At 67.1% G+C, this 21,252-nt stretch carries 36 protein-coding genes and 2 pseudogenes; 6 read left to right on the forward strand and 32 right to left on the reverse strand.

Annotated elements, in window-relative coordinates:
- Positions 1-56 precede the first annotated feature (56 nt).
- Positions 57-485: a hypothetical protein gene (locus AB0395_RS33255; RefSeq protein ID WP_366287969.1), complete on the reverse strand. Its 429-nt coding sequence runs from the start codon at positions 483-485 to the stop codon at positions 57-59.
- Between the two features lie 62 nt (positions 486-547).
- Between AB0395_RS33255 and AB0395_RS33260 the strand changes: the two genes are divergently transcribed.
- The gene (locus AB0395_RS33260; protein ID WP_366287970.1) at positions 548-883 is read left to right on the forward strand and encodes a PadR family transcriptional regulator; all 336 of its coding nucleotides are present in this window, start codon (positions 548-550) and stop codon (positions 881-883) included.
- Positions 880-1,554: a hypothetical protein gene (locus tag AB0395_RS33265; protein WP_366287971.1), complete on the forward strand. Its 675-nt coding sequence runs from the start codon at positions 880-882 to the stop codon at positions 1,552-1,554. The genes AB0395_RS33260 and AB0395_RS33265 overlap by 4 nt, the downstream gene beginning before the upstream one ends.
- Before the next feature lie 130 nt (positions 1,555-1,684).
- On the opposite strand, the gene AB0395_RS33270 is transcribed toward AB0395_RS33265, so the two are convergent.
- Entirely contained in the window at positions 1,685-1,960 is a 276-nt protein-coding gene (locus AB0395_RS33270; protein WP_366287972.1) for an HNH endonuclease, read from the reverse strand.
- Between the two features lie 247 nt (positions 1,961-2,207).
- Here AB0395_RS33270 and AB0395_RS33275 point away from each other — a divergent pair, with 247 nt between their 5' ends.
- On the forward strand, positions 2,208-2,396 hold the full coding sequence (locus AB0395_RS33275) for a hypothetical protein (protein WP_366287973.1): 189 nt from the start codon (positions 2,208-2,210) through the stop codon (positions 2,394-2,396).
- 295 nt (positions 2,397-2,691) lie between these two features.
- On the opposite strand, the gene AB0395_RS33280 is transcribed toward AB0395_RS33275, so the two are convergent.
- From AB0395_RS33280 to AB0395_RS33315, 8 genes are all read right to left on the reverse strand, one after another.
- Positions 2,692-2,961: a hypothetical protein gene (locus AB0395_RS33280; RefSeq protein WP_366287974.1), complete on the reverse strand. Its 270-nt coding sequence runs from the start codon at positions 2,959-2,961 to the stop codon at positions 2,692-2,694.
- Entirely contained in the window at positions 2,954-4,615 is a 1,662-nt protein-coding gene (locus AB0395_RS33285) for a pentapeptide repeat-containing protein (protein WP_366287975.1), read from the reverse strand. The genes AB0395_RS33280 and AB0395_RS33285 overlap by 8 nt, the downstream gene beginning before the upstream one ends.
- A 157-nt stretch (positions 4,616-4,772) precedes the next feature.
- On the reverse strand, positions 4,773-5,024 hold the full coding sequence (locus AB0395_RS33290; protein WP_366287976.1) for a hypothetical protein: 252 nt from the start codon (positions 5,022-5,024) through the stop codon (positions 4,773-4,775).
- 71 nt (positions 5,025-5,095) lie between these two features.
- Complete coding sequence (locus tag AB0395_RS33295; RefSeq protein WP_366287977.1) at positions 5,096-5,773, reverse strand: hypothetical protein; 678 nt, start codon at positions 5,771-5,773, stop codon at positions 5,096-5,098.
- Positions 5,770-6,012: a hypothetical protein gene (locus AB0395_RS33300; protein ID WP_366287978.1), complete on the reverse strand. Its 243-nt coding sequence runs from the start codon at positions 6,010-6,012 to the stop codon at positions 5,770-5,772. The genes AB0395_RS33295 and AB0395_RS33300 overlap by 4 nt, the downstream gene beginning before the upstream one ends.
- 64 nt (positions 6,013-6,076) lie before the next feature.
- Entirely contained in the window at positions 6,077-7,315 is a 1,239-nt protein-coding gene (locus AB0395_RS33305) for a DUF932 domain-containing protein (protein WP_366287979.1), read from the reverse strand.
- Positions 7,316-7,371: 56 nt separating this feature from the next.
- Positions 7,372-7,911, reverse strand: coding sequence for a WYL domain-containing protein (locus tag AB0395_RS33310; protein ID WP_366287980.1), 540 nt, complete (start codon positions 7,909-7,911; stop codon positions 7,372-7,374).
- 417 nt (positions 7,912-8,328) lie between these two features.
- Positions 8,329-10,023: a pentapeptide repeat-containing protein gene (locus AB0395_RS33315; protein WP_366287981.1), complete on the reverse strand. Its 1,695-nt coding sequence runs from the start codon at positions 10,021-10,023 to the stop codon at positions 8,329-8,331.
- A gap of 80 nt (positions 10,024-10,103) precedes the next feature.
- Here AB0395_RS33315 and AB0395_RS33320 point away from each other — a divergent pair, with 80 nt between their 5' ends.
- Positions 10,104-10,439, forward strand: a complete 336-nt coding sequence (locus AB0395_RS33320) for a helix-turn-helix transcriptional regulator (RefSeq protein ID WP_366287982.1) — start codon at positions 10,104-10,106, stop codon at positions 10,437-10,439.
- Entirely contained in the window at positions 10,436-11,056 is a 621-nt protein-coding gene (locus AB0395_RS33325) for a hypothetical protein (RefSeq protein WP_366287983.1), read from the forward strand. Before AB0395_RS33320 ends, AB0395_RS33325 begins: the two co-directional genes overlap by 4 nt.
- A gap of 54 nt (positions 11,057-11,110) precedes the next feature.
- Here the strand turns inward: AB0395_RS33325 and AB0395_RS33330 are convergent, their stop codons facing one another.
- The 22 genes and pseudogenes from AB0395_RS33330 to AB0395_RS33435 all read right to left on the reverse strand — a co-directional run bounded on the left by AB0395_RS33330 (position 11,111) and on the right by AB0395_RS33435 (position 20,991).
- Positions 11,111-11,755 carry a hypothetical protein gene (locus AB0395_RS33330; RefSeq protein ID WP_366287984.1) on the reverse strand — a complete coding sequence of 215 codons (645 nt, stop codon included), beginning with the start codon at positions 11,753-11,755 and terminating at the stop codon, positions 11,111-11,113.
- Between the two features lie 118 nt (positions 11,756-11,873).
- The gene (locus AB0395_RS33335; protein ID WP_366287985.1) at positions 11,874-12,260 is read right to left on the reverse strand and encodes a hypothetical protein; all 387 of its coding nucleotides are present in this window, start codon (positions 12,258-12,260) and stop codon (positions 11,874-11,876) included.
- 114 nt (positions 12,261-12,374) lie between these two features.
- Positions 12,375-12,629, reverse strand: coding sequence for a hypothetical protein (locus AB0395_RS33340; RefSeq protein ID WP_366287986.1), 255 nt, complete (start codon positions 12,627-12,629; stop codon positions 12,375-12,377).
- Positions 12,630-12,702: 73 nt separating this feature from the next.
- Positions 12,703-12,915, reverse strand: a complete 213-nt coding sequence (locus AB0395_RS33345) for a hypothetical protein (protein WP_366287987.1) — start codon at positions 12,913-12,915, stop codon at positions 12,703-12,705.
- A complete protein-coding gene (locus tag AB0395_RS33350; protein WP_366287988.1) occupies positions 12,908-13,138 on the reverse strand; it encodes a helix-turn-helix transcriptional regulator in 231 nt (76 codons plus the stop codon). The genes AB0395_RS33345 and AB0395_RS33350 overlap by 8 nt, the downstream gene beginning before the upstream one ends.
- The gene (locus AB0395_RS33355; RefSeq protein ID WP_366287989.1) at positions 13,128-13,337 is read right to left on the reverse strand and encodes a hypothetical protein; all 210 of its coding nucleotides are present in this window, start codon (positions 13,335-13,337) and stop codon (positions 13,128-13,130) included. The genes AB0395_RS33350 and AB0395_RS33355 overlap by 11 nt, the downstream gene beginning before the upstream one ends.
- The gene (locus AB0395_RS33360; protein ID WP_366287990.1) at positions 13,330-13,638 is read right to left on the reverse strand and encodes a hypothetical protein; all 309 of its coding nucleotides are present in this window, start codon (positions 13,636-13,638) and stop codon (positions 13,330-13,332) included. Before AB0395_RS33360 ends, AB0395_RS33355 begins: the two co-directional genes overlap by 8 nt.
- 151 nt (positions 13,639-13,789) lie before the next feature.
- Positions 13,790-14,068, reverse strand: a pseudogene (locus tag AB0395_RS33365) (winged helix-turn-helix domain-containing protein); the annotation flags it as partial.
- 1 nt (position 14,069) lies between these two features.
- Entirely contained in the window at positions 14,070-14,435 is a 366-nt protein-coding gene (locus tag AB0395_RS33370) for a hypothetical protein (protein ID WP_366287991.1), read from the reverse strand.
- On the reverse strand, positions 14,428-14,700 hold the full coding sequence (locus AB0395_RS33375; RefSeq protein WP_366287992.1) for a hypothetical protein: 273 nt from the start codon (positions 14,698-14,700) through the stop codon (positions 14,428-14,430). Before AB0395_RS33375 ends, AB0395_RS33370 begins: the two co-directional genes overlap by 8 nt.
- Positions 14,697-14,933 carry a hypothetical protein gene (locus AB0395_RS33380; RefSeq protein ID WP_366287993.1) on the reverse strand — a complete coding sequence of 79 codons (237 nt, stop codon included), beginning with the start codon at positions 14,931-14,933 and terminating at the stop codon, positions 14,697-14,699. Before AB0395_RS33380 ends, AB0395_RS33375 begins: the two co-directional genes overlap by 4 nt.
- Complete coding sequence (locus AB0395_RS33385; RefSeq protein ID WP_366287994.1) at positions 14,930-15,493, reverse strand: hypothetical protein; 564 nt, start codon at positions 15,491-15,493, stop codon at positions 14,930-14,932. The genes AB0395_RS33380 and AB0395_RS33385 overlap by 4 nt, the downstream gene beginning before the upstream one ends.
- Positions 15,490-15,999 (reverse strand): hypothetical protein, encoded by a 510-nt coding sequence (locus tag AB0395_RS33390; protein WP_366287995.1) that lies wholly within the window; start codon positions 15,997-15,999, stop codon positions 15,490-15,492. The genes AB0395_RS33385 and AB0395_RS33390 overlap by 4 nt, the downstream gene beginning before the upstream one ends.
- Positions 15,996-16,481 (reverse strand): RusA family crossover junction endodeoxyribonuclease, encoded by a 486-nt coding sequence (locus AB0395_RS33395; protein WP_366287996.1) that lies wholly within the window; start codon positions 16,479-16,481, stop codon positions 15,996-15,998. The genes AB0395_RS33390 and AB0395_RS33395 overlap by 4 nt, the downstream gene beginning before the upstream one ends.
- Positions 16,478-17,230 carry a hypothetical protein gene (locus AB0395_RS33400; protein WP_366287997.1) on the reverse strand — a complete coding sequence of 251 codons (753 nt, stop codon included), beginning with the start codon at positions 17,228-17,230 and terminating at the stop codon, positions 16,478-16,480. Before AB0395_RS33400 ends, AB0395_RS33395 begins: the two co-directional genes overlap by 4 nt.
- On the reverse strand, positions 17,227-17,730 hold the full coding sequence (locus tag AB0395_RS33405; protein WP_366287998.1) for a hypothetical protein: 504 nt from the start codon (positions 17,728-17,730) through the stop codon (positions 17,227-17,229). The genes AB0395_RS33400 and AB0395_RS33405 overlap by 4 nt, the downstream gene beginning before the upstream one ends.
- Positions 17,727-17,954 carry a hypothetical protein gene (locus tag AB0395_RS33410; protein ID WP_366287999.1) on the reverse strand — a complete coding sequence of 76 codons (228 nt, stop codon included), beginning with the start codon at positions 17,952-17,954 and terminating at the stop codon, positions 17,727-17,729. The genes AB0395_RS33405 and AB0395_RS33410 overlap by 4 nt, the downstream gene beginning before the upstream one ends.
- Entirely contained in the window at positions 17,954-18,313 is a 360-nt protein-coding gene (locus AB0395_RS33415) for a hypothetical protein (RefSeq protein WP_366288000.1), read from the reverse strand. Before AB0395_RS33415 ends, AB0395_RS33410 begins: the two co-directional genes overlap by 1 nt.
- On the reverse strand, positions 18,313-19,287 hold the full coding sequence (locus tag AB0395_RS33420) for a hypothetical protein (RefSeq protein WP_366288001.1): 975 nt from the start codon (positions 19,285-19,287) through the stop codon (positions 18,313-18,315). The genes AB0395_RS33415 and AB0395_RS33420 overlap by 1 nt, the downstream gene beginning before the upstream one ends.
- Positions 19,287-19,829 (reverse strand): hypothetical protein, encoded by a 543-nt coding sequence (locus AB0395_RS33425; protein ID WP_366288002.1) that lies wholly within the window; start codon positions 19,827-19,829, stop codon positions 19,287-19,289. The genes AB0395_RS33420 and AB0395_RS33425 overlap by 1 nt, the downstream gene beginning before the upstream one ends.
- The gene (locus tag AB0395_RS33430) at positions 19,826-20,677 is read right to left on the reverse strand and encodes a ParB N-terminal domain-containing protein (RefSeq protein ID WP_366288003.1); all 852 of its coding nucleotides are present in this window, start codon (positions 20,675-20,677) and stop codon (positions 19,826-19,828) included. Before AB0395_RS33430 ends, AB0395_RS33425 begins: the two co-directional genes overlap by 4 nt.
- Positions 20,678-20,685: 8 nt before the next feature.
- Positions 20,686-20,991, reverse strand: a complete 306-nt coding sequence (locus AB0395_RS33435; RefSeq protein WP_366288004.1) for a WhiB family transcriptional regulator — start codon at positions 20,989-20,991, stop codon at positions 20,686-20,688.
- A 166-nt stretch (positions 20,992-21,157) separates the two neighbouring features.
- On the opposite strand from AB0395_RS33435, the pseudogene AB0395_RS33440 reads away from it, so the two are divergent.
- Positions 21,158-21,252, forward strand: a pseudogene (locus AB0395_RS33440) (GNAT family N-acetyltransferase); the annotation flags it as partial.

Here is a 21,252-nt window from a genome sequence, read left to right on the forward strand (position 1 = left end):
CGCACCCGCACCCGCACGGCCCCGGCGGGCCGGTCACCAGTGGAGGCGTCCAGATCCTAGGAGTCGTGCTCCCCAGCAGCATCGGCGCGGAGCTGAGCAAGGCGCCCCCCGATCGGCTTGTCCGTCTTCATCGCCTTGCGGGCCGCCGGGGTCCCGCCGAGGTCACGCAACACGCCCTGGAGCTGCGGACCGAGCCACCCGACGGTCTTGGTCACCTCGCACATCGACTCCAGCGCCCTCAGCCTTCGCAGCGCGCCCTCGTCCCCGGCCAGGTCCCGGCGCAGCTCGGCCAGTTCCTCAGCCCGGTCGATGGCCTTCTCGATCTCCTCGGCCTGCCGCAGCGCCAGCGTCCGTAGCGCCTGGTCGGAGTCGGTGAGCCAGTCCATCGCGTCCACCGCGGCACGCACGGCGTCGCGCAGGTCCGGTGCCCGCTCCCGCGTGGGCGGTTCGGGCGCGGCGGCGAGCCGGCGACGACGAGGGGGCACGAAACACCTCCCTCAAGAGACCTTCAAGGTATCGTTGTCGATATAGGGGTTAGGGGAAGCCGATGACCGAGCCACCGCCGAAGATCCGCCTCACCACCACCACGCGCATCGTCCTGAACTTGTTCCTGGCCACCGACCCCAGCGATCCCTTGTGGGGATACCGGATCACCGAGGAGACCGGACTGGGTCCAGGCACCGTCTACCCGCTCCTGGAGCGTCTGGAGAAAGCCGGATGGATCACCGGCTCGTGGGAGACAGGCGTACCTGAGGACCGGCCACGCCGCCGCTTCTACACCCTGTCCGGCGCTGGCCGCCAAGAGTACGCCGCCCTGCATGCCGTACGTGGACGTGGACGTTCACCGCGCTGGGGATGGACTCCGGGAGGTGCTCAGCATTGACGGACGATTCTCGTCCTCACGAGCTACCTAGTGTCCACTCCTTATCTAGATCTAGTGACCGCTCCATCGTCTCCCTCGCTGCCATCCTCGGTGCCATCCTCATCGTCGGCAGCGTCGGCATCATCGGCATCGGTAGCGTCATCGACGACATCATCGGCGGCAGCAGCGAGGACGCCATCGGCGGCAGCATCGTTGGCATCGGTATTGGCGTCGGTATTGGCGTCGGCACCTTCATTGCCCCCGGTGTTGCTAGACGAAAGGGGGCTGCTGTCTCACTCGCCTTGGCTGTATGGATCGGAGGTCGAAGCCGGAGATGGCAAGCCGAGGACTGGCAAGCCGCCCTCATCGAAAGCCCTCGACCAATCCGCTACAGCCTCGGCCTGGTAGTCGCCGCCACGCGGATGCGCCTGTACGACCTCGGTGGGGGGCTGGTGAAGGCCGCACGCTGGGTGTTGGCCTCCAACCGACGCACCTGGTGGCCACTCGGTTCTCTGCTGGTCTTCGCCGCAGTGAACATCCACCTGTCGCAGGGGTGGGGCTCGGCGTTCTACACCCTGCCGACCATTGTCGCCTTCCACCTGGGAGTGGAGTGGCTCCGCCATCGATGGGGCATCGAGGTGAAGCCCAAGCGCTCTGTCGAAGGCCCAGAGGAGCAGGTCAACCGGACCTAACTACTCCAGAAGACCTCCCCGACCGGGGAGGCACCCCCTGCTGCGGGGGGAGAAAAAGGGAGACTGGGGCGCGGGTCGTCCACCCCTCTTGATCAAAAAATCGGTGGCCGCGTTTCCGCAGGTCAGCGGCTTACCAGCGTCGCGAGGTGGTGGGCTGGCGTGCGCGGAGCCGGTTGCCGCGTCCGCTGTTGCATCGGTAGTGGGCTGCCCTCGCGTTGCTCGGGTCGAGCGGATCACCACCGCGTGAGAGTGGCATGAGGTGGTCGAGGGTCCAGCTCAGGGGGTGGCGAGGGGGAAGGGCGAGGTCGATGGCGTGCCCGCAAATCCAGCAGACGCGGGAGGCGGCGCGGACCTGGTCACGGAGGCGACGGTAAGGGCGGCCCGCTCGCCCCTTGCTTCTGGCCACGATCGGATCACCATCACATCAAGGAATGTCCGCATTTCGCCCCGAGACATGAGAGTCGGATGGCATGCTGATCTCAGCGTGAGTTGCCTGCCACACAAAGGCTCACGCTGGAGCTGCCCCTCCTTGACGCAGTCACAGCTCTGACATCGCTAGACCAATCGCTGTTGTTGGCGTGAGGTCGAGTCGTCGTCGGACTGTGCACCTGACCTCTGGCTCGGCCTCGGCCCGTATAGAGAGTCGAGGAAGTATGACCCCCCTGAAGGCCTTGCTTGTCTTCGTGGCCATCCTCATCGGGATCATCGCCGCCCAGTTCGCTGGGTTCTCCGCGCGGCTGAGTGGAGCTGAGTCCCACACCGCGATCACCAGGGGTGGCGTGGCCTTCGCTGGAGCGGTGACGCTCACTCTGCTGATCATCGGGAGCCTAGGCCTGCTCTGACCCCGTACATGCGAAAGCCCGGCTCGTCGAGCCGGGCTTTGGACATGCGGAACTTGCCTCGAATTATGCGGCCCGAATTCGAGCAAGGTCAACTCGTCCTCGGATTACGAGGGCATGGGCGTGTTGCAGGACGGCCGGATCGTATGTGGGGGCCGGTCGTCCGCGGCGTCCGGTGCGGCGGGTGCCGCACGGCTGGAGGTGGAGGAGGTCGATCATCTCCCGCACCTCCGCGGCGGTGAGCGGCGGGTGGAGCAGGGCGGCGGCGTCCTCCACGGTCCAGGCGTCCATGCCCTCATCATGCCTGGTCAGATTCCGGTGGTGCGTCCTTATGCGACCGGCCACCGCTGGCTCCCTGCCTGGGGCGTTCCCATCGGAGGATCGCGGTCGGCTCCCACACCGCAGTCCGGCCGAGGAGCTTGCCCCCCTGCGACAGGCCACCGGGCTTACCCTTCTGGCCGCGGAGCCGGTAGGTGCGGACGCTGCACAGCCTGGCGCCGAGGTACTCGGCGATGTCGGCCATGGTCCAGTAGCTGGCCCTTGAGGCAAGCTGCATCCCGTCACGCATGAGAGTCAGCCTGCCCATCCTCCTCCCCCGTGAGGATCGGAGGTGTCGGTTCGGTGCCAGCTCGCTGGAGCAGTGCGGAGCCATCCTGCTGCCGAACAATCTCCCACCCAACTGGCCAGATATGTTCCCAGCTGTGCTCAGGGTCGGGCTTTAGTATCCGAGCACTATCGAATCGAGCACTTCCTCCGAAAGCTACCTCGCGAAACCAGGCACCCCCCTCAAAAGCCACCTCATCGAAGTAGACATCCCTTTTAAAAGTCGCTTTAACAAAATCAGCATGCCTAGCAAAAATTACTCGACCGAACCGAGCATCCCTTTCGAAGACCGCCCCGTTAAATCGGCCCGAACTCCTGAAAGTCACTCCGCCAAACTGGACATCCTTTTCGAACGCCACCTCATCAAACCAGGCGTCCAATTCAAAATTCGCCCAGGTAAACACAGCGTTACCTTCAAAGGCCGCCTCGACGAACCCAGCATCGTTCTTAAAGGTTGCTTTAGCGAACCTGGCATTCCCCCTGAAGACCACCCCACCGAACCAGACGTATCCCTCAAAGGTCACCTTGCTAAACTCAGCGTCCCCTTTGAAGATCGCCTCGATGAACTCAGCGTGTCCCGTGAAGGTTGCCCCCTCAAACCGGGCGTCCCCTTTGAAAGTCGCTCCATCGAACCGGGCGTCTGTGAGCCAGCAGCCAGCGAAGTCGAGATCGATAAGGGTGGCACCAGTCAAGTCGATACGCATCCCCTCCCAAAACCGAGGCCCGCCCAGTGTTGTCGTCTGTTGTTCTGCCATCTGATCGTTACGCAGATGCTCGGTCAGGATGCGCTGAGCGGTGAGGCGAACCTGCCGTTCTTCCTCGACCTCCTTGGAGGGGGTCACGTCCTCAGTGAAAGCGGTCGAGGCGGCTGCGGGTCTCTTGCCTCGGGCGGCGTTTCGGGAGGCGTGATGGCGGCGGTGGGCCGCGCGCAGGGCCTCGGCGCGTTCTCGGGCGGGGTCGATCGGCTTGAGCAGGGCCGGTGGGGCGTACGGCATACGCAAGTAAGCGCAGATCACGTTGATGATGGTCTGGCGGTGGGCGGGATTGTCCTGGGCCAGGCGCTCTAGGGCGTACAAACCAGTCAGGCGGACTGCAGCGCTTGAGTGACCGAGTTGTTCACCTGCCTTGGTGTAAAGATCGGTAACCCGGCGTTCGGTGGCGTCCTGGCGGTTATGCTCGGCGACCTGCTCGGCCAAGCGGGCATTGCGCTCGGCGATCTGCTCGGTCAATTGGGCGTTGCGCTCAGTGAGATAGGCCGTCACGTGCGCAGAGTGCTCCTGGTGGCGCTGACGGCGGAAGGTAAGCATCAGCGTGATCGCTGCGCCAATGCCCGCAGCAACCGCGAGGGCGGTCTGGATCGCGCCCTGACGAGCGGTGGCCTCCTCGGCCGTGGCCGGCAGCGACGGCAGGCTGCTCAGCAGCCACCATGCCATCGTGGTGGCCGCACCGCCGACCAGCAGCGCGGCCGGGACGATCCACCACGCTGCGGCCCGCGGCGTGCGCAACGGCGGCGGCACCACGGGTTCCGGGACAACCAAGAGAAGATCAGGAGTTGCAGACTCAGTGAGGATGGCGGAGGTACGGCGGCGCAGGCGGGGTAACCGTGCAGGCAGGCGCATCCTTACATTTCAGCCGATCCCGCCCCGCCCTGTGCTTGGCCTTCTTGTGATCGTTACATCTGCTTCCAGCAATACGCTTTCCAACGGTGAAGACTTAGCGCCGCAGTCGATTGTTCTTGCATGGCCAGCCACCGCCGGTACTTGGCCAAGGCGCAGGTTATGCGCCCTCCGCAGTAGGCCGGCGCGGAGGTCGGCCGCGGCGGGTCGAGACGTCCGGCCGCTGCCAGCCGGTGATGGTCGCCGGCTTCCAGGCCGGCGACCTGCCGAACATCCGGTCTTCCCTGGGAAGGCCGCCGGGCTCGCCCTTCTGGCCGCGGAGGCGGTAGGTGTAGACACTCCGCACCGCTACGCCGAGGTATTCGGCGACGTCCTCCGCTGTCCAGTAGTCGGCTTCCGGGTCGGGCGCCACGAGCATCTCCTTGTCTAACTGACTTAGACAAAGAGTATGGCCGTGCCACGTGATCAGCACGGCCATCTCCGTCACCGCTTTCCTTCCTCGCGGGCGCGGCTCGTCTCGGTGGCCTTGGCGAGTCCGCGGTTGCAGGCGTCGATCAGCTTCCTCAGGTGCCTGTCCAGGGCCGCAGGGTCGAGCGTGCCCTTCTGCTGGCCGAGGTTCCAGCGCAGGCTGATCACGCCGATGCGGAGCTGCTCGTACGGGTCGAGCAGGTCGTTCATCCGGTCCACGTGAGTGCGGAGCTCCAGGATCGTCTCGGCGTGGGTGGCGCAGTCGCGCCAGCGGGTCGCCTCCTCCAGCTCCCGGCGGCGGGCGTCGGCGGCCTGGGCGTGCGCTCCGGCGACGCGGGCCTCGGCTTTCAGGGCGCGCCCTCGCCAGTGCGCCAGCCATCGCTCCAGGTAGCTCGGATCCGGCGGTTCCTGGCCGGGCTTGAGGCGGGCGATCTCCTCTATGGGGTGGCAGTCGTGATCGCACGGGGTGATCTGCCCCTCCAGGTAGCCGACGCACATCCCGCAGGCGTCGGCCCGGCAGGAGTCCGACAGGTTCGGCGGGCTGTCGCACGGGCACGGCTCGATGCGCGGGTCGAGGTCGGGGTGGATGGCGGCGATCAGGTCGGCGCCGAGCCGTCCGCCGGTCACGTGGCCGAGGGCCGGGCGGTAGCCGTCGAGGGCGATGGTGAGGACGAGGTGGCGGGTGGCGGTCACCTTCCCTCCATGATGTGTATGCCGCTGTCGGTTCGCAGGACGGCGCGGCCGGTGGCCTCGACCTGCGTGCGGTCGGCCGTCGCCTCGTGGTGGGGCGTGCCGAGCTGGGCGCGGATGGCGGGCGCGATGCAGTCGCAGACCCGCCACGACTGGTAGACGAGGCCGCCGTCCGGCCTCTGCTCGGTCAGGCTCAGGGTGACGGTGCCGTGGCCGTCGTGGTCGGTGTACGGGTCGATCATCGGATCCTCCGTTCGGGGTTGGTGGGGCGGCCCGGCCCCCGATCGGGCCGCCCCCAGAAGGTGGTCACCAACGGACCAGCGTCATCAGCCGCTTGTGTGCCGTGGTCTTGGCCTTGTCGTCCGCGCCCTCCAGCAGGGCGGTCGCGCGGGCGATCTCCTCGGTCATGGTCTTGCCGGGGCGGCGCGGGGCGACGTGGTCGAGGTAGTCGGTCACGGTCCGCTCGGCGGCGTAGGCGGTACGGCCGAGCCGCTCGGCCTCGGTCTCGTACATGGCCATGAGCGTGTCCGCCCGCCGATCGGCCGCGTTGCGGGTCCGGAGGGTGGCGTCCTCCTCGACCGGCCACAGGTCGTCGATCAGCCGCCGCATGTCGTCGAGCAGGATCTCGGTGCGGGCCAGCGCGGTTTCCTCGCCCTCGAACGCCTCCGCGTAGCGCACCGTCAGGCCGAGGGTCCGCCGGGCCTCCTCCAGCCGGTCGAGGGCGCCGGAGGTGTGCCGGATGCCCCACCGGGCCTTGGCGTCGCGGGTGGCGAGGCGTTCGGTGTTGCGGCAGATGGGCCGCCACGGGGAGAGCACGGTCTCGGCCTGGCTGGTGGCGTCGTGGCTGTTCAGCGCGACGATGAACAGGTCGATGCCGTCGGCGATGCCGCCCGCATCCACGATGATGCTCTCGGGTGCGCGCATGGACACGAAGACCCTCCGGCCGCCGCGCAGCGCCCCGGCGCTCTCCCACACCACGTCGTGCTCGCCCACGAGGTTCTCGCAGAACTCGAAGAGCTGCCGGTTCTGGATCACCTGATAGTCGCGGCCGACGGCGCCCAGCGCAGCGCCGGTGTCGGCGCGGACGGTGTGCGCCTTGCCCTCGTGGGCGCGGACCTTGTCCTCCCACGAGTACAGGGCGGGCACCTTGGCGACGTCCCAGTTGATCCTGGCCAGGTCCAGAACGCTGTCGATGCTGGAGATGCCGCCGGGGATGATCTGGCCGAGGCCGTGCCAGGCGGGGACGGCGGAGTACAGAGCCACGGTGCCGTCCTCGGTGACGTCGAGGCCGTGGTTGGCCACGACCTCGGCGACCTCGCCCAGCAGGTTGCGGCAGACGGTGAAGGTCTCGCCCCGGTCCCATCCGGAGGTGACGCGGTAGCGGTCGGGGGCGATCTGGACCATGCGGCCCGAGGCGACCTCGCCCGCGATCCACGCGGCCTTGTCGCTCTCGCGAGCAATCGCGGCGTCGCGGGCGGCCTGCCGGTCGGTGAGCTGGGCGATCTTCTCGGTGGCGAACTGCTGATTGACGTCGGTGACGGTCATTACGATCCCTTCGAGGGGTTGAGCCGGGCGGCCGGATGCCGCCCGGCAGGGAGCGATCAGAGGGCGAGGATGGGGCAGTCGGGGGTCCAGTGCATTTCGTCGCCGTAGTAGCCGGGGCTGATCTCGGCGATCTCGGCGCGGATCCGGGCGAGGGCCGCCGCCTCACGGTCGAAGTCCGGGCGCTCCAGGTGGAAGCCGCCGGGCAGGACGTCCAGGCACTCGATGCGGTCGAGACGGAAGGTGCGGGACTCACGGCGAAGGCGGTCCATCGCGCGGACGATCAGACGTCCGGCACGGGTCCGGGCCAGCTCGTACGGCTCAACGGTGCGGGTGGTCCACGTGCCGTCGGCCGCCACGTAGGTGATCATTACGGGCTGCTCGTCGGCGATGGCCCGCTCCAGGTCGCTGCGGAATGCGCCGCTGCGGACCGGGGTGGTGATCGGGGTGATGCTGACGTGGCGGACGTGGTGGAGGACGCGGATGCCGTCGAGGGTGTAGCGGGTGCCGTTGCAGCAGTGGCGGACGACGGTGAAGGTCTCGCCGGTCAAGCGCTCGATGCTGCCGTGGTAGGTGACCTGGGTCCCGATCTCGTACATCCCGATCTCCGATTTTGTCTAACTCACTACTACTAATATGCGCTCCACCTCCGAATTTGTCAATATGAATGCTACAAAATAAGCGAGAGAAATCCCTGGTCACAGAGCAGAAGCCGGTCCTGAGTCGGCCGGAGCGCAAGGCGCTCCGGCATGATCACGACAGCGCCAGTTCCTCGATCACACCGCTGTACCCGAGAGCAACGCTGACGCTCCCCGGGTTGACCCACATAACCGTCTTCAGGGACAGCAGTCCCAGCGGCCATGGTTCACCATTTCGGACGCATCCAGGACACCGGCGAACATCAGGGCTGGTCGTAGTCAGTGGCCATGACACGGAGGGCTGCCCCTCGCTGGGGTTTTCCGCTCTCGACCACCGCTCGCCACGCACCATGGCCGATAATTCTGGCGCGCAACTGCCTACTTGTCCTCTGCTGCAGCAATGGGCGACGGTGGCGGTTCGGCGTTAGACTCCTGAAGCAGCCCAGAGCCGTCCTCCCGCCGGACAAGCACCCAATTAACTGGCCAAACATGTTCACCATCCGGCCGCACTATCCGAACATCCTCGAACCGAGGGGCCTGCGCGAAAGTCGCCTTTCCGAACCAAACAATCCCCTCGAAAGTCACTCCTCTGAACCGAACGTCCCTTGCGAATGTTGCCTCGCCAAACTCAGCGTTCCTCTTGAAGACTGCTCCCGGAATAATCCTTGCCCCGGCGATCCCTTTAGACGGCTCTCCGCTGAACCAGACGCCCTTCATAAAGGTCGCTCTACTGAAATTAGCGTCCCCCGTGAAGGTCGCTCCACCAAACCTGACTTCCTGCGTAAAGGTTGCCAAGAAGAATGAAGCGCGTTTCATGAAGGTCGCTTTAGCGAACGAGGCATTCCTCGCGAAGGTTGCCTGGGTGAAATTGACATCACTCATGAATACCGCCTTGGTGAACCAGGCGCTCCCCCTGAAGGCCACCCAGCCGAAATTCGCATTCCCTCTGAAGGTAATATTTTCGAACCAGGCACTCTTTTTGAAAGTTGCTCCATCGAACCGGACGCCCCCCTCGAAAGCGACTCCGTTGATCCGGAAGTCCCCCTCGAAAATAGCTTCACCGAATTGAGCATCGGTGAGGTGGCAGCCAGTAAGGTCGAGGTCAATGAGGGTCGCGCCGTTCAAATCAATGCGCATACCCTCCCAGAACCGAGGCCCAGCTAGTTCCATTTCCCGCTGCTCTGGAGTTCGGTTATCGTGCGAGTGGTCTACCAAAATGCGCTGAGCGGTGAGGCGAACTTGACGTTCTTCGTGTGGGTCGTGTCCCGTGGCAGGAGTGGAGACTCCGGCAACGGTGGCACGCAGGACGGCATGTACCGAACCCTGCTGTGCGCTGTCGGAGGGCGGGGTGTACGGCATGCGTAAGTAGGCACAGATGACGTTGACGATGGTCTGCCGGTGGTCGGGGTTGTCCTGCGCTAAGCGCTCCAAGGCGTATAGCCCGCCCAGTCGCACGGCGGCTGTGGTGTGGCCGAGTTGCTCAACGGCCTTGGTGTAAAGCTCGGTGACCCGGCGTTCGGTGGCGTCCTGGCGATTGTGCTCGGCGACTTGTTCGGCCAAGCGCGCGTTGCGCTCGGTGAGGTAGGCCGTCACGTGCGCGGCGTGTTCCTGGTGGCGCTGGCGGCGGAACGCGAGCATCAGCGTGATCGCCGCACCGATTCCGGCGGCTAACGCGAGGGCGGTCTGGATTGCGCCCTGGCGGGCGGTGGCCTCCTCGGCCGAGGTCGGCAGCGGCGGCAGAGTGCTCAGCAGCCACCACGCCACCCCAGAGGCCGCACCGCCGACCAGCAACGCGGCCGGAACGATCCACCATGCGGCAGGCCGCGGCGTGCGCAATGGCGGCGGCACCACAGGTTCCGGGACAGCCGAGAGGAGTTCAGAAGTAGCGACCTCAGCAGAGATGGCAGAGGTACGGCGGCGCAGGCGAGATAGTCGTGCGGGCAGGCGCATCCTTCCATCCCAGCCGATCACACCCATCCGGCCCTCGCCCTTCTCGCGATCGTTACGATCCTGCCTCGTAGCAGATCGACCGATGGCGCCCTCACCATCCACGTAGCTGCGGTTGGCATACACACATCAGGTGATGATCAACTCCAGCTCTCACACCATAAGGAGCTTGCTGTTCCTACATAGCCCTATGTAGGATCATCGACATGGAGACCGACATCAGCGTAACCCCTAAGGTGGCGCAGATCCTAAAAGTCTTCCTGGAGGATCACGAGCAACCCCGGTACGGCTTTGAGCTCATGCAGCTCACCGGCCAACCCAGCGGTACCGCTTACCCAATCCTGGCCACACTGGAACGTGCAGGCTGGATCGAAAGCCGCCAGGAGGACGTCGACCCTGCCAAGGCAGGTCGGCCACGTCGCCGCATTTATGTCATCACCCCGGATGGCGCCGCCCTCGCAACCATAAAACTGGAAGCTCTCAGCGAGGCTTACCGGCCCCCCATGCGACCCCAACTTCGGCCGCAGGGTGGTACTACGTGATCAGCCAGTTCATACTCGGCGCTTTCGCCTACTTGCTAGGCGGTTTAGCAATCCTACTCGCAACCATTGGGGCGGTAATCTGCACAGCTTGCAGCGATCTCATTAAACAGGAGGCCGCAACCCGACTGGAACGGCTACCAATATGGCTTCTCGAATACGCAGCTCGCCGCCTACCCGAAGAGTGTCGGGATCAAATTCTGAAATCAGAGTGGATGCCCGAACTGCTCTACATAAGCCGCCAATCACAAGGCCTGCCAATCACAAACATCTATCAAGGAATTAGATTTTCCCTTAGTTTGATAGGGAATCCCGCAAGGAGGATCGGCCAAGCACTCGAAGCCCTCCGAAGTAGAGAGGTCACCTCCAGAAATCTTCTCACCACCACAGTAAGCCTAAACTCCGTCATTATAAAGTTTGATGATGGCTTAAATGTAAGTCTAGAGGAAATATTTCGAATCAACAAAATAATTCGCCAGGGAAATCTAGAAAACGAGAAGATTCCAGATTGGTTTAATCGCCCAGGAGTTAAGGAGCTACCGTATAATCTCACGGGAAAAATAATGCGAACAGGAAGCGCAAGCAAGGGCTTCTATATTGAACATATCCATCGCGGATAAATTCGAACCTTCGGCCTTGCTTTAAATCACTCACCTATATCTCGTTTCACCATATTAAACTGTATCCTCGTAGTGGATCGTTCGGCCGTCCGCCCAGACGAGCATGGCATCGCCGTTCACCCTGTTCTTGTCGATCGTCGCGACTGGCGGACGCCCGTCGCCGTCCACGCACTTGCGGTTCGCGCACCGCACCCGGCCCTCTCGGCGGCCGACCCGCAGCGAGTAGGTTTTGCAGTACGGGCAGGCGGGCGGAAGCTCACCGGCCGGGGCGCGCAGCGGCTCCCACCGCTCGGCCTCGCCGATGTCGCGCACCTCCTCGGCCCGGCGAATCCAGCCGGACAGGATGCGGACCGTACGGCGGGCGGCCTCCTCGGGCACACCGTGAACAAGGCGGGCGATCGAGGCGAGGGCCGCCGCGGTGTTGGCGTCGGATCCGCCGCGGCGCTCGCCGAGGTGTCCGGCGACCTCCCGGCGCAGGCTCGCCTCCAGGCGGCGGACGCCCTCGTGGATGTCCATGAGGATCGGCCCGGCCTCGGCGTGCCAGGGTGCGGGCGAACCGGTCACCTTGTGATGGCTCATCGTGCCCGAGGTGGGGTCGGCGACCGGCTCGGCCAACAGCTCCTCCAGGCGCTCCAACAGCTCGGCCAGCTCGGCGACCAGAAGTGTGACCTCTGCAGCGGGGCCGGTGGCTTCTACCATGGAAGTGGTCCCCTTCTCGGTGGGCCATACCGGCGGGGTTGCCTGCGGGCTCGCCCGCCCCCGCCGGTCCCCGCACACGCGAACGCGCCCCCGCCGAAGCGGGGGCGCGTCGGCGGGGTCAGTTCAGCGAGTCGCGACCGTCCAGCAGGGATGTGGCGATCATGACCAGCATCTCGACCTGCTGGAGCGTGTCGAACGCGGCGGCTTCCCGCCAGTCGTACCCCATCGTTCGATAGGCGGCGATCAGGTCCATCGCCGTGAGCCAGCGCAGCATCAGGGCGAAGATCGCCGACTTCGCGTCGTCCGGCGTGGGACGGCCGTCGATCAGGTCGAGCGCCAGCGTCATGGCGTCGATCAGCGTGTCGGCGTCCGTCGTGTCGAGCGGGACGCGGATGCCGATCCTCGCCAGCACCTTGGCCACGTGCGTGAGGGTGTGCGCGGCGTGGGCCAGCAGGTGATTCGTCCGCTCCTCGCGCTCCGGGGGAATCTGGGGGAAGTCGTTCATTGGAGAGTCCTCCATTTCTCGGCGGATGGGGTTGCCTGCCCCATTTCCTACGATTAATGGTACGCATTCCGACTGACATTTCCTCTCCCCCAAACGCCATATTCTCTAACCCCACTAAATGCGGGGATCATTCAGAAGACGAAAATCCGATAGTTCCTCTTCGACTTCCCCGATCGTCCACAGGGCATCGAACCGGCGGCCGGGCAGCTCGTTCACCGGGACGCCCGTGTCCTCGGCGATGAGGTCGGCCTCTACCAGGGTCGAGGCGTTCGTGCCGCCGATCGCGACGTGCGCCATGTCGGGCTGCTCGCCGATGCCGTCGGCCACCAGGAGAACGGCGACGACGATCCGCTTGCTGTTGTCATCCATCTGATTCTCTTTCGCTCATTTCCAACCTTCCTGTCTTTATGACACGTTATTAGAGTTGGCCGTGTCGCGTGTTTTATCTCAGCATCTCCTCGTCCAGTTGAAGGCCGTAGAGGGATCGCTGGAATGTCCGCATGGCGGCCAGGAACGCCACCTGGTCGGCGGGCAGGCCCTCATCCATGGCGGTTGAGTGCAGCCGGTCCACGTCCACGGCCAGCACGACCTGGCGGGTGTAGGTGACCAGGATCGGCAGGGTCTGGCGGAGGTAGGCGGCATTGGTGTCAGCCACGGTCACTCCCTTCCGTGTCCAGCCACCGCAGGATGGGCAGGACGCTCGCGATGTGCAAGCCCTCGCCAGCCTCGATCCGGGAGACCGTGGCTATGGAGACGCCGATCTCCTCAGCGGCTCGCTTCTGGCTCCGGTGACGAGCACGGCGGGCCTCGCGCACCAGCAACGGCAGCTCGGTCAGTACCTCGGCCAGCTCGCTGTAGGAGGTCGGCTCATCGGTCATCGGCGTCCTCTTCCACCAGGCGGACCTCGGCGATCCGGTAGGACTCGCGAAGAGCGTGCGCACGGGCGGTCAACTCCAGGTTGTGCCGCTCGTAGCGGGCACCGGCGAGGTCACGGTGGATCTCGCCGTGCGGGTTGCAGTCGGGCCAGGCCGAGCCGGGCGGGTACTCCAGAACGATGTAGCCAAGCGGGTCAGCCACGGCTGTCCCCCTCTCGATAGACCACCGCGAAACCGGGAAGACCCAGCCCGAAATCTGGATCCGCGGAGGCGGGCCGGAGTGGGGCGCGCAGCTCGGTCTCGTCCACACTGACCATGGGCCGGGCCTGGGACAGCCCGGCCTCCAGCCCTGTCCAGCGGAACGGCTCGTCGCAGTCCCGGCACCGAACCCTGATATCGGCGGAGTAAGCCACGACCGGACCGTCCTCGGCGGTCGTGATGCGATTCACCTCGACTCGCGCTTCGAACGTGAGGTGCGGGCATGACCTATCGGGGTCAGCCACCGGAGGTCACCTCCTCGGCGACGCGCTCCAGGTCGGCGAGACGAGCCTCCGCCTGGTCAGCCATCGCTCGCAGGTCGGCAACGACGGCGCGGGCCAGCGCCATCCCGTCGCTGGCCAGCTCGGGCGAGACCGGACCACCGACGATCTCGGCGGTCCCGTCGAAGCGAAAGCCGACGCCCCGCACAGTGACGATGTGGCCCGGCCAGGTGGCGTCATCGCCGAGCTTGCGGCGCAGCCACGAGATGTGCATGTCCAGGGTCTTGGTCGAGCCCCACCACTGGACACCCCACACCTCGCGCATGATCTGCTCACGGGTGACCACCTTCCCGGCGTCGCGAACCAGGACGCGCAGCAGGTCGAACTCCTTGGCCGTCAGGCGGAGTTCCTTGTCCCCCTGCCAGGCCTGGCGGGCGCGCACATCGAGGCGCAGGTCAGCCATCCGTCTTCTCCTTCCACTCGTGGTTCACGCATCCGGGCCACCAGGCTCGGCAGTCGGTGGCGTCGGCATGGCTCATCCGAGCCCCGTCGCCGAAGGTGCACTTCGGGTAGCGGCCGTTGCGGTAGCTGAACACCTCGCGCCAGCGGCAGTTACCACAGCGGCGGCCAGGCGCCCGGAGGTCGCCATACGGCGCGGCCTGCTCGTGCAGGCGCAGCTTGTCCACCACGGCCGACAGTGGATGAATGCCCGCGGCGAGCATGGCGGCCTGCCTCCGGGTCCGGCGCACCGTCTGCGACTCCTTCGGCGGCTCGGGCTTGGGGACATCGGGTGTGCCGAACAGCACCAGTTCCTCAGCCATCGCGGCCGACCAAGCGCAGGCCGGACGGCAGCGCATCGGAGTCGTACGGCACTCGATCCACCGTGACAACGGGCTGCACCTGGCACCACAGCGCCCGCACGTCCCGACCATCCGGCCCGGCGCCGAGCGCCTGGCGAGCCTGGTCGGCGAGCACTGCGGCGGCCTCCATCGCCTCGGCGTCAGGGACCGGCTCCTCGTCGAGCACCGGAGCACCGAGGATCCAGGACAGCAGCCGGATCAGGTCGCGCGCCTCGGTGACGGTCACGACTCCATCCGCAAATCGGTCTGGATGTAGCCGGGCATGGCCTCGGCCATCTGCCGGAGAACCTCGCGAGCCTCGGCCGTGGCCAGCACCTCGTCACGCGGCGGGCCGAGCTGCTCAGCGAGGGCCTCGGCGCAGTGCCCGCACGTCAGCCAGCGCCGGGAGACCACGCTGCCGTCGGCCTGCCGGGTCACGATCGTCAGGGCCGCAACGCCGTGGTGGACGTGGTCGCTCATGGCAGCCTCGGCATCGGGAGGCCGTGCAGCGTGGCCCTGGTGTTCGCGGCCACCGCGCGTAGCCCATGGATGAAGCTGCCCCCGATGGGCGTACGAGCCGGGTCCGGGTAGTAGTGCTGCTCAACCTTCCCGGTATCGCGTCGCTTCGTCCCGGTCCACAGGCGGCCGTGGATGTCTACGAGGTAGACGCCGAGGACCTCGACGGCGTCCTCCCGCTGGTGGAAGCGGCGCTCCAGCCGGTCCCGCTGGAAGCGCGCGTTCTCCTCGGCCGTGGCCTGGGCCGAGTCGTGCATGACGGCGTGCGCCTCGAACATCAGGCTGAAGGCGTGCAGGGTGTGCTCGCTCTTCTCCTGCTGCTTGAGGATCTCGCCCTTGGCGACGTCGGTCATCAGGCCGGGGTAGGCGTCGGGCGGGACGCTCGGCGCGATGGCGGCCAGGGTGCCGGTGGTGAGCTGCTCGCCGTCCCAGTGCAGGGTCCTGAACTCGTGCAGCGAGTCCCACGCGGTGTGGGCGTCGAGCTGCTGGGCGACCTCGGCGGCGAACACGGATCGGTCGATCACGACTCCTCCTCAGGGGTGTTGTGTAGCAGCGCGGCCACGCCCTGGGCGACGGTGTCCAGCTCGTGCTGCATCTCCGAGACCGTGAGACCGGTCTGGGAGTTGACCCGGGCGACGTAGTTCACCCAGTAGTGCAGGCCCGCGCGGAGCCGGGCGATCTCAACCTCGTGCAACAGGCCAGAGATGTTCTTCATCGTGGACTCGGTGAGGACGAGCTGGCCGTTCTCGTCGAGGGTGCCGCTCGCGGTGCGCTGAAGGTAGAGCGCCCGCTGCGCCTCGCGGATCGCCCCCTCCTGGTCCTTATTGGGGACTTCCATGTGGGTGATGCGGACCTTCACCGAGGGCTCCTTGTCGGCCTCGGGTGCGGGCTGCACACGCTCAACGTGCGCCAGCTCGACGATGGCCATCACTCGACAGCCGGGCCGGTCGTAGATCGGCCTGATGTGCGGCTCGATCGCAGCGGCGGCGGCCGATCCGACCTTGGAGTCGAACTTGAGCGAGGTGGTCATGCGTTCCCCCAGATGCGGATGACTGCGCCGGGCTCGCCCAGCGCGTGCTCGTGGACGTACGGGAAGGTCTTGATCAGGCGGCCGTCGATCACCTGGGAGTCGTCGGCGTAGACCACGCCGGTCAGCGCGTCACCAATCGCACGGGCGTAGTGGTCCCAGTCCGAGGAGGACCGGGTGATCGACCAGGCGGCGGTCGCGGTCCGCGGCTTGGCCACAGTGACGACACTCTCCAGCCGTACCGGGCCGAGCAGCTCGGCATGCCGCATGCGGACGACGTCGCATTGCAGGCACGGCGCAGTGCGGCCGAGGCCGACCCATTCGTGGCGGCCGAGGGCGTCGAGGGCGGCCCCGCGGATGCGTTCCCGCCAGTCCCGCAGCTCGGACCCGTTGGCGTGGTAAGCGCGGCCGTGCTTGCCGGTGCGCAGGTTGCCCTGCCCGGCCGGGACGCCCTTCACAGTGAGGATCAGCAGCGGGGCCGTCATGTCGTGCTCGCCTTCGCCTCACGCGCAGCGGCAGCACGGCGGACACTGCGCTCGTGCTGACAGGCCCGGCACACGCGGCTGCGATGCCGCTTCCCGCGCAGGATCCGATACCGGACCTGTGTGTTCTCCGGCGTCCACTCGTGCCCATGCGGGCAGTGCGTGGCCAGCTCGACCCCGTGGACTCCGACGCGCCGGTCTGTCCGGCGCACCCTGCGCGGTGTCTCCCCCTCGTGCCACAGCCGCAGCACCGTCTTGCGGGCCGTACCGACCCGGGCGACCAGCGCCTTGTAGCCGATCCCCAGTAGCTCGGCGGCCTTCACGTAGTCGTCCGCCGTCGCCAGGGCGGCCACCGCGTCCCGGTAGGTCGGGGTGAGGCGGGCGAGGACCTGGCCGACGGCGAGCCGCTCGACGATCCGCTCCTCGTGGCTCGGCTGCACGGGCGAATACCAGTAGGCGACGAACCGGGGGCCGCTCGCCACGCCAGCGTCCCACCTGCGGTCGGCGTAGCCGTAGTGCCGGTAGCCGTCGCGGATCTCCCGGTAGATGGCCTGCCAACCGACGCGGATCAGCTCTGCCCGGGTTGGCGGGGTCTCGGCCGCGCACAGATGCTCAGCGATGGCCGACCACGCGGCGTCGCGGCGGTCACTGATGTCGGCCGCCATGGACCGGTCGGCCACCAGCGCGGCCCGGGTCATCTGCTCCAGGTCGGCCAGAGTGAAGCCGTGCCGGACCTCGATATCGCCGATCATTCCGACGCCTCCGCACCAGCGATCAAGAACACGAGCCGCCCCATGACGGAAGTCGGAACACAGCACGGTGTTTCGGTGTCGGCACGCGGGCAGCCGTTGGCGCACCACGCGCACCGGCTCGTGTCCGGGCAGCCGCCGGTGATGGCCGTGGCCGTGCAGGTGGACTCGCACGTACAGCAGGGCGGGCGCGCTGATGAGGCGGGACACCAGGGGTGAGAGTGGGCGCAGGCGTGCAGCCCGAAGACGGTGATCCCGCCGGGCTGGTAGGCGCCGACAGCGACCCCCATGGCCACTGCTGCGAACACGCCTGTTGCCTTCTTGTTCTTGCCGCCGAACATCATCTGATCCGCCTTAGAGGCGATCAGGTCAGCGGCGCCCTCGATACGAGCACGTCTCTGCTCGAACGTCGTGCCGCGCAGCTCGGCGATAGCTAACGGCACCAGGCTGGCGAGCGCTTCCCGCGTATTGGCGAAGATGTCCGCGACCCTCTGCGCTGTCACGTCGTCACCGCCGCAGCCTCGTGCGCTTCCAGGACCTGCTCCGGGATGGGCTGCTGGTCACGGTGCCACTTGCGGTGCAGGCGGGCGTCCTCGGCGGCATCGGCCTTGATGGTGCGCGACTCGCCCTTCCAGCGCTTGCCATCCAAGGCAGTGCAGTCCTCGGTACGGCATACGGCCTGCGCACGGCCACCGTTGACCAGCTCGATCGCGACGATGATGCGCATCAGGCACTCCTTCCGGAAGTCGGGGCGGGGATGGGGGCGTAGCGGGTGCAGCCGGTGGCCTCGCACCCGGTACGGCGCCCGGCGTCGAGCTGGTGGTCGGTGACGGCCGCGCCGCACGCGCAGGGCGGGCGGCTGTCGAGGGCGGCCCGGCGCGCGGCGTACTCGGCGCGGCCGTTGCCGCTGCCGGTCTCCGGGGCGGGCGGCCGGAGCGCCTCGACCGGACGCCAGCCGTGGCCCCGGGCGATGACGACCAGCTCCAGGGCCAGCCGCGTCGGATCGGTGTGGCCTGCAGCGGTGAGGCGGCGGGTGAACGCTGCGGTGAGGGTGTCGGCCGCGCGGCCGAACGGATCGCTGCCCATCACGCCCCCCGAGCCAGCTCGTCGGGGTCGGCGCCGAGGTGCGCCACGATGCGCTCCCAGGCGGCCCGGTCGACATCGGTCCACGGCTCGTCGGCGGTCGGCGCCGAGGCGGTCGGACAGCCGTCGGGATCTCGGCCGCAGCAGAGACAGGCGTCCCCCTGGCGGACGTCGAGCTCCAGGCGCCGGAGCGCGGCGCGCAGTTCTGGGATGTGCTGGTGGTCGAGGAAGCGCTCCTCCTCGATGACCATCCGGGCGTAGCGGGTGAGCGCCTCGGCGCCGTACCCGGCGGCCAGGGCGTCGCGGGCCAGGGCGGCGAGGTGCTTACGGACCCAGCCGGGCGCGGCCCGGTAGCGCGGGATGGCACGGATGACCCGGCGAGCAAGAAGATCTTCCGGTTGCGCCGCAGGCGCCCTCTCACGCGTGCGCGCGTAACGGTCACTCTTTTCGCCTACGGCAACCGGAGAACCCTGCTCCCTGCCACCTGCTACATGCCCCCTGCCACCTGCTACATAAGAAAGCGCCGACTCGTCGGAGTCCCGCGCGGGCTCGTCTGCGCGCGGCACGAACTCGCCTGGGTCCGGCTCGGATAGGTGCGCGCCACCGGGCGGAGGCTCCTCGGGACCGGCCATCTCGGGCGGCGGGGCGGGCAGGCGGCTCGGAACCTTCACGGCTTCGAGCCGCTGGTGCTTGGCCAGCTTCGGCAGGAACAGATAGGGGTCGTCCTCGACGATGTACGGCTGAACGCGCCCGGAGGCGATCAGCTCGCCGAGAAGCCGCTCGACCGCCTGCTCGTCGATGTCATCGTCGTACGGCAGGCAGTTGCCCTTGATCCACCGCGGATCGCCGAGCACGCGGCCATGCTCGTCGGCCTGGTTCCACAGCGCGATATACAACAGGCGGGCATCGCGGGAGTGCTGCCGGGCGAGCTTGCGATCCGACCAGAACTCCGGCTTGACGCTTCGGATACGTGGCATCAGGCGCTCTCCTCCAGCAGGTAGGTCTCCAGCTCCACACCGCGTGACTTCAGCGCCTCGGTCACCGTGGCTACGCCGGTCTCGTCCAAGAGGGCCACGAGCCTGCGGGCGGTCGCGATCGTGATGCGCTCGGAGCTGATCCGGACTTCACAGCCGTTGATCACGTCGAGGAGGTCCTCCCGCGTCATGTCCGGGTAGAACGTCCCCTGCCAGTAGGTCCGGCCACTGACAGAGTCACGCCGACGCAGGGACATGAGCGCCGAACGCTTGATCACACGCTCGCCGTAACGAGTGGTCACCACCTGCCGCACGCGGTCCCACCTCTTGAACCGCTTGTGATGGCCCTCGCGGACATCGTCGTCGAGGACGTACTCCGCCCAAGAACGACCCGCCTGGACGGCGTCCTGGAGCAGCTTGTGCATCCGATCCTTGATCTCGTGCGCCGGTCGCTGCACACCGTTGTCGTCGTATCCCGCCTCGTGGAGCAGCGCGTCGTACTCGGCCCGTTCCTCCGACGAGAGCATCCGGTAGATGTCACTCACTTCTCCCCCTTGATCACGCGCAGACCCGGCCCGCGCGCTGTTCCCACGTCCCGCGTCCACGCCTCCAGGCGGTCGCGCGCCGCGGTGATCGCCGCCCACATGTCCTCGTCACACAGCTCGGCCACGCGGGCGGCATCGAGCTTGGGCAGGCCGTCGCCGAGCTGGACGATCAGGCGGTAGACCTCTCGGCGCAGCCGCGCGGCCTGCACATCGGCCGACTCCTGGACGTAGGTGGCCAAGGCCTCTTCCACCCGGCGAGAGGCCGGTTCCACAGCGGCCCCGGTGGTCTTCACCTCGCCGAGGGCCTGGCGGGCGACCTCGCGCACCGGCTCAGGAACGACCACCTCGGCCTTGCCCTGACGGACGACGCCACGCTCGGCGACGTCGCGGATCCGGTCCACCTTGTCGAGCGTCGAGCCCGAGTAACCCGTGCCGACCGCGGCGACCTTCCGGGTTTCACGATCCGCTTGGGAACCTTCCGCCAACTTGGCGGAAGGTTCGAGGTCGGTACGTCTTCCCTGGCGTTCCTTCGCCTTCGGTGCCAGCACCCGCGCCCGCCGCTCGCGTGCCCGGCTGGCCTCATACGGCGTCAGCGACTTGCGGCAGGTGTTCTCGTCGGCCTCGGCCCTCAGCACCTCGGGCGCCGTCGCGAGGTCCACGATCGTCACGGGGACCTCGCTCCAGCCGAGCAGCCGAACGGCCGCCAGACGCCGGCCTCCCGCGACCAGCTCCCGGGCCTCGGTGATGACGACCGGATGCAGCAGGCCCACCTCGGCAATGGAGGCCGCCAGCTCGTCCAGGTCGCCGAGGTCCGTACGGTCCCGCTCGCCGATCGTGATGGCATCCACGGAGATCCTCATCCCGCCGCCTTCATCCGGTTGAGCAGCCTCTGGCGCTGGCGGGGCGTCATTCCGCCCCACAGGCCGTACCGCTCATCCCTGGCGAGCGCGTAGACCGCGCACTGCGGCCGGACCAGGCATCCCGCGCAGATCTTCTTGCCCTTGGCGTAGGCGCGGGTCTCGGCCCCGGGACTCCCTGTCACGTCGCCGCCCTTCGGGAAGAACAGCTTCGGATCGGCCTCGCGGCATGCGGCCCGGTCCCGCCAGCTCTCAGCGCGCGGGGTGTCGATCCCCCACGCGCCGTAGCGGTCACGCAGTCTCATCGCGTCCTCCTCGACGTCGAGGGGGAGCCGCCGCGGCCCCCGTTCCGCGGAAGCACCACAGTCGCGGGCCGAGACCGATCTGCGCTTGCGCGGGAGCGGGAGCGACGGCCGAGCCGATCGCGGTCAACGCCAGCGCGCCGCACAGCGCCGCATTGGTCAGCGTCCACTCCGCCTCGAGCTCAAGTCCGCCGTTTCGTGGCGTGAGGACGTCGAGGTGGCGCTGGAGAGGCTGCTCGGCTCCATGACCCCGGAAAGAGCGCT

The organism is Streptosporangium sp. NPDC051023 (genome assembly GCF_040689595.1).
Classification (GTDB): Bacteria; Actinomycetota; Actinomycetes; order Streptosporangiales; family Streptosporangiaceae; genus Streptosporangium.